Raw genomic sequence first — 10,171 nt, 5'->3', positions numbered from 1 at the left:
CGCGCCGACCGATGCGGCGAGGTCGGGGTCGTCGTTGACCAGCAGGGGGATGCCGGCGCGCGCGCAGGCGGCCTGCAACAGGGCGGCCTGCTCGGCACGCAGCGCGGGCGTCGCGGCCTTGTTGCGGTACTGCAGCCAGGTGGCATGCCCCAGCAGCGGTTCGACCCGGGCCAGCAGGCGCGCGCTGTCGGCGTCGTCCGGCGTCACCAGGTAGAGGCCGCGCGGACGGGAGGTGAGGGTGCGGCTGTCCATGGCGTCGATTATCATCGCTGGATGAGCGAAGTCGCCAACACGGTCGCGTACCGCACCTGGATGTGCGTGGTCTGCGGATTCATCTACGACGAGGCGGCCGGCATTCCCGAAGAGGGCATCGCCCCGGGCACGCGCTGGGAGGACATCCCCGACACCTGGACATGCCCGGATTGCGGCGTGACCAAGGACGACTTCGAGATGATGCCGCTCTGAGGAAAAGCGGTCAGTGCGGCTTGGTGGCCCCGGTGCTCAGGTCGACCAGCCTCTCGCGCAGGGATCCCGCATCCGGCGCCTGCGGATGCAGTTGCAGGTAGCGCGCGATGTCGGAGCGCGCGCCGAGGCGGTGCCCCAGCTTGAAGTAGCCCAGCCCGCGGTCGCGCAGGGCCTCGGCATTGTCGGGGGACAATCGCAGGATGCGGTCGGCGCAGCGCACCGCGCGCTCCCAGTCGTCCAGGTCCGCATACACGCCGTGCAGGTTGCGCAGCATCCTGGTCAGCATCGCGCGGTGCGAAGCCGGGTTCAGGATCTGGTATAGCGCTTCGTCGTCGGGCATTTCGCCGCCCAGGTGCGGGCGCGCGCGGCGGCGCAGTTCGTCTTCGTCCAGCGGGCGGCCGCGGTTGAACGGATCCATCACCAGGACGCCGTCGTCGACCGGCAGGCGCACGAGGAAATGACCGGGGAAGGAGACGCCGTCCAGCGGCAGGCCGAGCCGGCGGGTCACTTCCATCTGCACCATCGCAAGCGAGATCGGATTGCCGAGGCGGCGGTCGAACACTTCGTTGAGATAGCTGTTGCGCGGATCGTAGTACTCGTCGTGGTTGCCGGTGTAGCCGATCTCGTCGAACAGGCGCTGGTTGATCGCCTGCATCTTCAACGGCAGCGAGTCGATCGCCGCGACCTCGTCGCGCAGTCCGTCCGCGTGCGACTGCGCCATGGCGTCGTACTGTCCGGGGTCCAGTGCGGGGTATTCATCGCTCGCGATCAGCAATGCCGTCCCCAGCAGCGGCAGGGTGTCGTCGTCGCGTCCCGCGAGGGAATTCCAGTCGGGGAGTTCGATGCCTTGGGACATGGTCGGAAGCCTGCGCCGGAGCGCGCGCGGGCGCAAGCGCGCGAGGCCGACGCATGTCGCAGTTTCAGCGTGCCGGCGCGATTCCCGGGCCGAGCGCCATGCGCGCGCCGGCGTCGAGGCCGAGGCGCGCCGCTTCGCCGGCGTTCAACTCCAGCACGTAGCGCGCAGGCGCGTTGCTGGGATACGACGGGCACATGTCGCCGAGCGAGCACGGCGGGACGTTGCGTCGTTGCGAAACCAGCGCCAGCGAATCGTCGAAATAAAGGATGTCCAGCGGAATGCGGGTGTTCTTCATCCAGTAGGCCTGCGGTTCCTGGCGCTCGTGGATGAACAGCATCCCGGTGCCCGCGGCCAGCTCGTCGCGGAACATCAATCCCCGGGCGCGCTCCTCCGGATCGTCGGCGACTTCCACCGCGTAGCGCTGCCCGCCCAGTTCGACCCAGGAATTGCCTGCGCAGCCGGGTAGGGCCGCGCAGCCCAGCAACAGCGGAAGAAGGCTGGAAAAAGCGCGTTTTGCACGGGTCATTGGCGGGTTCCGAGGGGGCCTGCGGCGACCTTCCCTGAGCAGTCGTTCAGAGTCAAGGCAAAAGACCCCCTTCCCAAAGCGCGACGCGACGTGCACAATGCGCGCCCTTGCCGAGGGGGCCACGGGAAACCGGCCCAGCCGGGGTCCGGAAACGGACCAGCCCGCCACCCCCTCCGGGATCGAAAAAAACTCCTCACGGGGTGTTGACGTTCCCGAAAAAGCAGGTAAGATGTGCGGCTCCCTCGGGCACTTTGGTGACGAGGACGGAACAAGGCGCTGAGGCCGGTTCCACGATCTTTGACAGTGTGCGCAGGTGACTTGTGCGGGCGTCTGGCAGGTGGATAACTGTCCATTTTGCAGGGCGTTCGTAACAGAGTCTCCTAATCAATTCATGCAAGAAATTGCAGCGAGTGATTCGGGAGCTCGGTGACGACGACTGCACTCAAGAAATTGGCCGGAAGTCCTTCGGGACGGAAAGCCGCAAAACTTAAGTGAAGAGTTTGATCCTGGCTCAGAGTGAACGCTGGCGGCAGGCCTAACACATGCAAGTCGAACGGCAGCACAAGGGAGCTTGCTCCCTGGGTGGCGAGTGGCGGACGGGTGAGGAATACATCGGAATCTGCCCAGTCGTGGGGGATAACCTCGGGAAACCGGGACTAATACCGCATACGACCTACGGGTGAAAGCGGAGGACCGCAAGGCTTCGCGCGATTGGATGAGCCGATGTCGGATTAGCTTGTTGGCGGGGTAACGGCCCACCAAGGCGACGATCCGTAGCTGGTCTGAGAGGATGATCAGCCACACTGGAACTGAGACACGGTCCAGACTCCTACGGGAGGCAGCAGTGGGGAATATTGGACAATGGGCGCAAGCCTGATCCAGCCATGCCGCGTGAGTGAAGAAGGCCCTCGGGTTGTAAAGCTCTTTTGTCCGGAAAGAAAAGCTTTCGGTTAATACCCGGAAGTCATGACGGTACCGGAAGAATAAGCACCGGCTAACTTCGTGCCAGCAGCCGCGGTAATACGAAGGGTGCAAGCGTTACTCGGAATTACTGGGCGTAAAGCGTGCGTAGGTGGTTCGTTAAGTCTGATGTGAAAGCCCTGGGCTCAACCTGGGAATTGCATTGGATACTGGCGGGCTAGAGTGCGGTAGAGGATGGCGGAATTCCCGGTGTAGCAGTGAAATGCGTAGAGATCGGGAGGAACATCCGTGGCGAAGGCGGCCATCTGGACCAGCACTGACACTGAGGCACGAAAGCGTGGGGAGCAAACAGGATTAGATACCCTGGTAGTCCACGCCCTAAACGATGCGAACTGGATGTTGGGTGCAACTAGGCACTCAGTATCGAAGCTAACGCGTTAAGTTCGCCGCCTGGGGAGTACGGTCGCAAGACTGAAACTCAAAGGAATTGACGGGGGCCCGCACAAGCGGTGGAGTATGTGGTTTAATTCGATGCAACGCGAAGAACCTTACCTGGCCTTGACATGCACGGAACTTTCCAGAGATGGATTGGTGCCTTCGGGAACCGTGACACAGGTGCTGCATGGCTGTCGTCAGCTCGTGTCGTGAGATGTTGGGTTAAGTCCCGCAACGAGCGCAACCCTTGTCCTTAGTTGCCAGCACGTAATGGTGGGAACTCTAAGGAGACCGCCGGTGACAAACCGGAGGAAGGTGGGGATGACGTCAAGTCATCATGGCCCTTACGGCCAGGGCTACACACGTACTACAATGGGAAGGACAGAGGGCTGCAATCCCGCGAGGGGGAGCCAATCCCAGAAACCTTCTCTCAGTCCGGATCGGAGTCTGCAACTCGACTCCGTGAAGTCGGAATCGCTAGTAATCGCAGATCAGCATTGCTGCGGTGAATACGTTCCCGGGCCTTGTACACACCGCCCGTCACACCATGGGAGTGGGTTGCACCAGAAGTAGCTAGTCTAACCTTCGGGAGGACGGTTACCACGGTGTGATTCATGACTGGGGTGAAGTCGTAACAAGGTAGCCGTATCGGAAGGTGCGGCTGGATCACCTCCTTTAGAGACTAAAGACAGCTGATTGCCTTCCAGGCGTCCGCACAAGTGACCTGCATTCAGAGAGAGTCCCCCTTGCCCAGGCAAGGAAACCGGGGCCATAGCTCAGCTGGGAGAGCACCTGCTTTGCAAGCAGGGGGTCGTCGGTTCGATCCCGACTGGCTCCACCATCTGAGGCAAGAGACGCAACATTGGGTCTGTAGCTCAGGTGGTTAGAGCGCACCCCTGATAAGGGTGAGGCCGGTGGTTCGAGTCCTCCCAGACCCACCAACTCTCTGGATGTTTCTGCGCACACAAAGATCTGAAGCAGCCTGGCGTTGAAGCCGGGGTGCGTTCTTTGACAAATGGGATGTAGCGAGCGTTTGAGACGAATGTCCAGACGTGTCGTAGAGGCTAAGGCGAGACGTCGAAGGACGTCTTTATTGAAGTTGTTGTTGTGATATTCGCGCAACAGTAACCCTGAGGCGACTTGGGGTTATATGGTCAAGCGAATAAGCGCACACGGTGGATGCCTTGGCGGTCAGAGGCGATGAAGGACGTGGCAGCCTGCGAAAAGTGTCGGGGAGCTGGCAACAAGCTTTGATCCGGCAATGTCCGAATGGGGAAACCCACTCCGCAAGGAGTACTGCATGGTGAATACATAGCCATGCAGGGCGAACCCGGGGAACTGAAATATCTAAGTACCCGGAGGAAAAGAAATCAACCGAGATTCCCTCAGTAGCGACGAGCGAACGGGGACTAGCCCAAAAGTCGATTTGGTTCTAGCAAAACAACCTGGAAAGGTTGGCCATAGAAGGTGACAGCCCTGTATGCGAAAGGGCCATATCGATGATAAGTGAGTAGGGCGGGGCACGTGAAACCCTGTCTGAACATGGGGGGACCATCCTCCAAGGCTAAATACTCCTGACCGACCGATAGTGAACCAGTACCGTGAGGGAAAGGCGAAAAGAACCCTGGTGAAGGGAGTGAAATAGAACCTGAAACCGTGTGCGTACAAGCAGTCGGAGCCCGCAAGGGTGACGGCGTACCTTTTGTATAATGGGTCAGCGACTTACTGTTTGTGGCGAGCTTAACCGTATAGGGGAGGCGAAGGGAAACCGAGTCTGATAAGGGCGCATAGTCGCAGGCAGTAGACCCGAAACCGGGTGATCTAGTCATGCCCAGGGTGAAGGTACCGTAACAGGTACTGGAGGCCCGAACCCACTCCCGTTGCAAAGGTAGGGGATGAGGTGTGATTAGGAGTGAAAAGCTAATCGAACCCGGAGATAGCTGGTTCTCCTCGAAAGCTATTTAGGTAGCGCCTCGGACGAATACTGCTGGGGGTAGAGCACTGTTATGGCTAGGGGGTCATTGCGACTTACCAAACCATGGCAAACTCCGAATACCAGCACGTACTATCCGGGAGACACACGGCGGGTGCTAACGTTCGTCGTGAAAAGGGAAACAACCCAGACCCACAGCTAAGGTCCCAAATTCCATGCTAAGTGGAAAACCATGTGGAAAGGCACAGACAGCCAGGAGGTTGGCTTAGAAGCAGCCATCCTTTAAAGAAAGCGTAATAGCTCACTGGTCGAGTCGGTCTGCGGGGAAGATTTAACGGGGCTCAAGCATGGAACCGAAGCTTGGGGTGCACAGCAATGTGCGCGGTAGAGGAGCGTTCCGTAAGCCGTTGAAGGTGGATTGAGAAGTCTGCTGGAGGTATCGGAAGTGCGAATGCTGACATGAGTAACGATAATGCGGGTGAAAAGCCCGCACGCCGAAAGCCCAAGGTTTCCTTGCGCAACGTTAATCGGCGCAGGGTGAGTCGGCCCCTAAGGCGAGGCAGAAATGCGTAGTCGATGGGAAGCTGGTTAATATTCCAGCACCTCGCGTAAGTGCGATGGAGGGACGGAGAAGGTTAGGCAGGCCGGGCGTTGGTTGTCCCGGTGAGAGAGTTGAGGCGGTCCCCTTAGGCAAATCCGGGGGGGCAACGTTGAGACTAAGGACGAGTCCTATAGGACAAAGCTGCTGATATCACGCTTCCAGGAAAAGCTCCTAAGCTTCAGCTTACGCAGACCGTACCGTAAACCGACACAGGTGGGCAGGATGAGAATTCTCAGGCGCTTGAGAGAACTCGGGTGAAGGAACTAGGCAAAATAGCACCGTAACTTCGGGAGAAGGTGCGCCTCCTCTGGTGAATAGCTGGGGGGGGCCGAAGTGACCAGGCCGCTGCGACTGTTTATCAAAAACACAGCACTCTGCAAACACGAAAGTGGACGTATAGGGTGTGACGCCTGCCCGGTGCTGGAAGGTTAATTGATGGGGTCAGCCGCAAGGCGAAGCTCTTGATCGAAGCCCCAGTAAACGGCGGCCGTAACTATAACGGTCCTAAGGTAGCGAAATTCCTTGTCGGGTAAGTTCCGACCTGCACGAATGGCGTAACGACAGCGGCGCTGTCTCCACCCGAGACTCAGTGAAATTGAAATCGCTGTGAAGATGCAGCGTTCCCGCGGCAAGACGGAAAGACCCCGTGAACCTTTACTATAGCTTTACACTGAACGTTGAGTTCGTCTGTGTAGGATAGGTGGGAGGCTATGAAACCCTGGCGCTAGCTGGGGTGGAGCCAACCTTGAAATACCACCCTGTCGTGCTTGACGTTCTAACCTGGGCCCGTAATCCGGGTCGGGGACCGTGTATGGTGGGTAGTTTGACTGGGGCGGTCTCCTCCCAAAGAGTAACGGAGGAGCTCGAAGGTACGCTCAGCGCGGTCGGACATCGCGCACTGTGTGCAAAGGCATAAGCGTGCTTGACTGCAAGATCGACGGATCAAGCAGGTACGAAAGTAGGACTTAGTGATCCGGTGGTTCTGTATGGAAGGGCCATCGCTCAACGGATAAAAGGTACTCCGGGGATAACAGGCTGATACCGCCCAAGAGTTCATATCGACGGCGGTGTTTGGCACCTCGATGTCGGCTCATCACATCCTGGGGCTGTAGTCGGTCCCAAGGGTATGGCTGTTCGCCATTTAAAGTGGTACGCGAGCTGGGTTCAGAACGTCGTGAGACAGTTCGGTCCCTATCTGTCGTGGGCGTTGGAGATTTGAGAGGGGCTGCTCCTAGTACGAGAGGACCGGAGTGGACGAACCTCTGGTGTTCCGGTTGTCACGCCAGTGGCACTGCCGGGTAGCTATGTTCGGAAGCGATAACCGCTGAAAGCATCTAAGCGGGAAGCGCGCCTCAAGATGAGATCTCCCGGGGCACAAGCCCCCTGAAGGAACCATCAAGACCAGGTGGTTGATAGGCAGGGTGTGTAAGCGCAGCAATGCGTTGAGCTAACCTGTACTAATGATCCGTGTGGCTTGACCATATAACCTCAAGTTGCCTTATCCTCGACGAACACGTCGACGGCATTCGGAAAAGTTCGCTACATCCCAACCTTATTCGCCGAACGCGGGGGTAATCCCTGCTGCAGGCAACCGAGCGAGAGCGTGGCGCGACCATCAGCCGATGGACCGCGACCCTCCACCCTCTCCCTGGTGACAATAGCTGCGTGGAACCACCCGATCCCATCCCGAACTCGGAAGTGAAACGCGCACGCGCCGATGGTAGTGTGCACTTAGCATGCGAGAGTAGGTCATCGCCAGGGTCTTTACCCCAAAACCCCGCAGCTACGGCTGCGGGGTTTTTCTTTGCGCGATCGCGGCTTCCGCCGCTCCTACAGGACCTGCGGCGGCTCGCCGCCGACGATGACGATGTCGGCGCGGCGTTGCGCGAACAGGCCGACGCTGACCACGCCGGGGACCTGGTTGATGGCCGTTTCCATCGCCGCCGGGTCGCGGATCTGCAGGCCATGGATGTCCAGGACCCAGTTGCCGTTGTCGGTGGTGACGCCCTGGCGCCAGACGGGCTGGCCGCCTGTGAGCTGGACCAGTTCGCGCGCGACCAGGCTGCGTGCCATCGGGATCACCTCGACCGGCAGCGGGAACTTGCCTAGCACGTCGACGCGCTTGGCCGGGTCGATGATGCAGACGAACTTCGCGCATGCCTGGGCGATGATCTTTTCGCGGGTCAACGCGGCGCCGCCGCCCTTGATCAGGCACTTGGCCGGATCGCATTCGTCGGCGCCGTCGACGTAGAGAGGCAAAGGGCCGGTGTCGTTGAGCTCAAGCACTTCGATGCCGTGCCCGCGCAAGCGCACGGTGCTCTGCTCGGAGCTGGAGACGGCGCCGGCGATGCGATGCCGGATCCGCGCCAGCGCATCGATGAAGAAGGCGACGGTCGAACCGGTGCCGACGCCGACGATGCTGCCGTCCTCGACGTACTCGATGGCCTTTTCGCCGGCCAGGCGCTTGGCTTCGGACATGTCCGGCCTACTCGAGGGAAAGAAGCAGTTTCCATTGCGCCGCCGTCACCGGCAGCACCGACAGGCGCGAACCCTTGCGGATCAACGCGAACTCCTCGCCGAGCGCATCGGCGTGGGTGCGGATCTCGTCCAGCGGCAACGCCCGCTCCAGGTGGCGCACGTAACCCACGTCGACCAGGTCCCAGCGCGGCTGTTCGCGCGTCGCCTTCTCGTCGAAGTACTTCGACTTGCGGTCGAACTGCGTCTTGTCCGGATAGGGCGCCGACACGACTTCGCCGATGCCGTAGATGCCCGGGACTTCGCAGTTGGAGTGGTAGAACAGCACGCCATCGCCGACCTGCATCTGGCGCATGAAATTACGCGCTTGGTAGTTGCGCACCCCGGTCCAGGGTTCGGTGCCGACCCGCTGCAGGTCGTCGATCGAGAAATCGCCCGGTTCGGACTTCATCAGCCAGTAGCGTTTGCGTGCAGCCATCCAGGAGTTCCGGGCTAGGGTGTTTCGGGATTATGGACGAGGATGGTGTCGCGTTCTGTGCAGATCGCGTCCAGTGCGACGTCCCAAGGCTCGCGGTCCAGTGCGTCGACCTGTTGCAGGCCGAACCCCGTGCCGACCAGCCAGGGCGGTCGCCGCGCCGCCGCCTCGTTGCGGAACGCGAAGCTACGATCGTACCAGCCGCCGCCCATCCCCAGCCGCTGGCCGCGCGCGTCGAAACCCACCAGCGGCACCAGCACCAATGCCATCGATGCCGGTTCCAGCAACGCCGCCTCGTCGACTTCCGGTTCCGGGATGCCGTAACGGTTGGTCGCGAGCGGATCCCCGGGCCGCCAAGGCGCGAACCGCAGGCGATCGCCGCACAGCACCGGCAGGCAATAGCGCAGCCCTTGCGGCAACCGCATCTGCAGCACGTGCAATGCGATCTCGCCGTCCATGGCCCAGTACCCGGCGACGTCGCCGCGGTCGGGAAGGAACGGCAGCGCCAGCAAGCGCATTGCCAGGCTGTCGGCGGCCGCGATCCGCTGCGCGGCGGGACTGTCGCGCCTGCGCTGCCGGAGTTCCCGGCGCAGCAGCTTGCGGTCGATGGTCGTCGGCTGCGATGGGCTCATGCGCGATGGGTCAAAAAAACGGGGCCGATGCCTTCACGGCACGGGCCCCGCGTTGTGGGTACATCCTCCGCCATGGCGATGCGTGCCAAACGACCTTGAACCCGGGGTTCAAGTGGGAATGCCTGGAGGCCATCGGGCTTCCCGCTGCGTGGCGGACCTGCACACCCGGCTTCCGCTGCATCCCCGTGGTCGTCATTAAGGGACAAGGCGCATGTTTGTGCACGCCGTCGCACAGGGCAGAGGACGCGAATGGAGTATACCGGCGCGCGGCGTGCGCGCGCATCCATTCGTCGGCACGTGCGTGGGCGTGCGTTCAAACTCCGGCGCGATCGAGGCTGCGCCGCAGGTCCTGCAGGGCGTTCGCCAATTCAGCATCGCGGCTTGCTTCGCTGTCGCGCAGCTGCTGCATCTCGTGGGCCATGTTCAGCGCCGCCAGCACCGCGACGCGGTCGACGGCGGCCATGCGGTTGCCGCCACGCAGTTCGCGCATGCGCGTTTCGAGCAGGCGTGCGGCGGCCATCAGGCTGTCGCGCTCGCCCGGGCCGACGCCCACGGTGTATTCACGGTCGAGCAGCTTGATCGAGACCGGCTCGTTGGCGCTCATGTGTGCTGCTCCAGCGACTTGAGCCGCGCGATCATCGCCTCGACCCGGGACCGCGCCTGCTCGTTCTTCGCCAGCAGTTGCGAGCGTTCGCCGGCCAGCTGTTCCTGCTGCTGGCGCAAGCTGCGGTTCTCTTCGGCCAACTGCTGGGCACGCGTCGCCAGTGCATCGACTCGCACGGCCATGGCGCGCAGCTGGGCGATCAACTCGGCGTGGTCCATCCAGGCACGATAGGCAGCCGTGAACGGCCG

Annotated in this window: 9 protein-coding genes, 2 tRNA genes, 3 rRNA genes and 1 other RNA gene; 6 read left to right on the top strand and 9 right to left on the bottom strand. The window is 61.3% G+C overall.

Annotated elements, in window-relative coordinates; translation table 11 throughout:
- A partial coding sequence (locus QAA18_RS07760) for a thiamine phosphate synthase (protein ID WP_279412335.1) occupies positions 1-252 on the bottom strand: 252 nt, incomplete at its 3' end.
- 21 nt (positions 253-273) lie between these two features.
- Between QAA18_RS07760 and QAA18_RS07755 the strand changes: the two genes are divergently transcribed.
- Positions 274-465 (top strand): rubredoxin, encoded by a 192-nt coding sequence (locus tag QAA18_RS07755; RefSeq protein ID WP_279412333.1) that lies wholly within the window; start codon positions 274-276, stop codon positions 463-465.
- A gap of 10 nt (positions 466-475) precedes the next feature.
- On the opposite strand, the gene QAA18_RS07750 is transcribed toward QAA18_RS07755, so the two are convergent.
- Positions 476-1,321, bottom strand: a complete 846-nt coding sequence (locus QAA18_RS07750) for a SirB1 family protein (RefSeq protein ID WP_279412331.1) — start codon at positions 1,319-1,321, stop codon at positions 476-478.
- Between the two features lie 64 nt (positions 1,322-1,385).
- On the bottom strand, positions 1,386-1,847 hold the full coding sequence (locus QAA18_RS07745) for a DUF192 domain-containing protein (protein ID WP_279412329.1): 462 nt from the start codon (positions 1,845-1,847) through the stop codon (positions 1,386-1,388).
- Positions 1,848-2,335: 488 nt separating this feature from the next.
- Here QAA18_RS07745 and QAA18_RS07740 point away from each other — a divergent pair.
- The 5 genes from QAA18_RS07740 to rrf all read left to right on the top strand — a co-directional run bounded on the left by QAA18_RS07740 (position 2,336) and on the right by rrf (position 7,498).
- A 16S ribosomal RNA gene (locus QAA18_RS07740) occupies positions 2,336-3,880 on the top strand.
- Positions 3,881-3,968: 88 nt separating this feature from the next.
- A tRNA-Ala gene (locus tag QAA18_RS07735) sits at positions 3,969-4,044 on the top strand.
- 23 nt (positions 4,045-4,067) lie between these two features.
- Positions 4,068-4,144, top strand: a tRNA-Ile gene (locus QAA18_RS07730).
- 211 nt (positions 4,145-4,355) lie between these two features.
- A 23S ribosomal RNA gene (locus QAA18_RS07725) occupies positions 4,356-7,219 on the top strand.
- A gap of 165 nt (positions 7,220-7,384) precedes the next feature.
- Positions 7,385-7,498, top strand: a 5S ribosomal RNA gene (rrf, locus tag QAA18_RS07720).
- The 16S, 23S and 5S rRNA genes sit together here with 2 tRNA genes alongside, the layout of an rRNA operon.
- A gap of 69 nt (positions 7,499-7,567) precedes the next feature.
- Here the strand turns inward: rrf and rpiA are convergent.
- The 6 genes from rpiA to QAA18_RS07690 all read right to left on the bottom strand — a co-directional run bounded on the left by rpiA (position 7,568) and on the right by QAA18_RS07690 (position 10,141).
- Positions 7,568-8,215 (bottom strand): ribose-5-phosphate isomerase RpiA, encoded by a 648-nt coding sequence (gene rpiA, locus QAA18_RS07715; RefSeq protein ID WP_279412327.1) that lies wholly within the window; start codon positions 8,213-8,215, stop codon positions 7,568-7,570.
- A gap of 7 nt (positions 8,216-8,222) precedes the next feature.
- Complete coding sequence (locus tag QAA18_RS07710; protein WP_279412326.1) at positions 8,223-8,690, bottom strand: EVE domain-containing protein; 468 nt, start codon at positions 8,688-8,690, stop codon at positions 8,223-8,225.
- Positions 8,691-8,704: 14 nt separating this feature from the next.
- Positions 8,705-9,319, bottom strand: a complete 615-nt coding sequence (locus tag QAA18_RS07705; protein ID WP_279412324.1) for a 5-formyltetrahydrofolate cyclo-ligase — start codon at positions 9,317-9,319, stop codon at positions 8,705-8,707.
- Positions 9,320-9,379: 60 nt separating this feature from the next.
- Positions 9,380-9,565: non-coding RNA, 6S RNA (gene ssrS, locus QAA18_RS07700), on the bottom strand.
- Between the two features lie 67 nt (positions 9,566-9,632).
- Positions 9,633-9,923 carry a cell division protein ZapA gene (locus tag QAA18_RS07695; RefSeq protein WP_279412323.1) on the bottom strand — a complete coding sequence of 97 codons (291 nt, stop codon included), beginning with the start codon at positions 9,921-9,923 and terminating at the stop codon, positions 9,633-9,635.
- Positions 9,920-10,141: a TIGR02449 family protein gene (locus QAA18_RS07690; RefSeq protein WP_279412336.1), complete on the bottom strand. Its 222-nt coding sequence runs from the start codon at positions 10,139-10,141 to the stop codon at positions 9,920-9,922. Before QAA18_RS07690 ends, QAA18_RS07695 begins: the two co-directional genes overlap by 4 nt.
- Positions 10,142-10,171: the final 30 nt, after the last annotated feature.

Source organism: Luteimonas sp. 8-5, assembly GCF_029763755.1.
Classification (GTDB): domain Bacteria; phylum Pseudomonadota; class Gammaproteobacteria; order Xanthomonadales; family Xanthomonadaceae; genus Cognatiluteimonas.
The sequence above is the reverse complement of the archived record's forward strand: the minus strand, read 5'-3'. Positions and strand labels throughout refer to the sequence as shown.

What these genes read in the sequence shown, in the direction of transcription:
- QAA18_RS07750 (WP_279412331.1), bottom strand. Translation starts at nt 1,321, where the DNA reads ATGTCCCAAGGCATCGAACTCCCCGACTGGAATTCCCTCGCGGGACGC.
- QAA18_RS07710 (WP_279412326.1), bottom strand. Translation starts at nt 8,690, where the DNA reads ATGGCTGCACGCAAACGCTACTGGCTGATGAAGTCCGAACCGGGCGAT.
- QAA18_RS07755 (WP_279412333.1), top strand. Translation starts at nt 274, where the DNA reads ATGAGCGAAGTCGCCAACACGGTCGCGTACCGCACCTGGATGTGCGTG.
- QAA18_RS07690 (WP_279412336.1), bottom strand. Translation starts at nt 10,141, where the DNA reads ATGGACCACGCCGAGTTGATCGCCCAGCTGCGCGCCATGGCCGTGCGA.
- QAA18_RS07695 (WP_279412323.1), bottom strand. Translation starts at nt 9,923, where the DNA reads ATGAGCGCCAACGAGCCGGTCTCGATCAAGCTGCTCGACCGTGAATAC.
- QAA18_RS07705 (WP_279412324.1), bottom strand. Translation starts at nt 9,319, where the DNA reads ATGAGCCCATCGCAGCCGACGACCATCGACCGCAAGCTGCTGCGCCGG.
- rpiA (WP_279412327.1), bottom strand. Translation starts at nt 8,215, where the DNA reads ATGTCCGAAGCCAAGCGCCTGGCCGGCGAAAAGGCCATCGAGTACGTC.
- QAA18_RS07745 (WP_279412329.1), bottom strand. Translation starts at nt 1,847, where the DNA reads ATGACCCGTGCAAAACGCGCTTTTTCCAGCCTTCTTCCGCTGTTGCTG.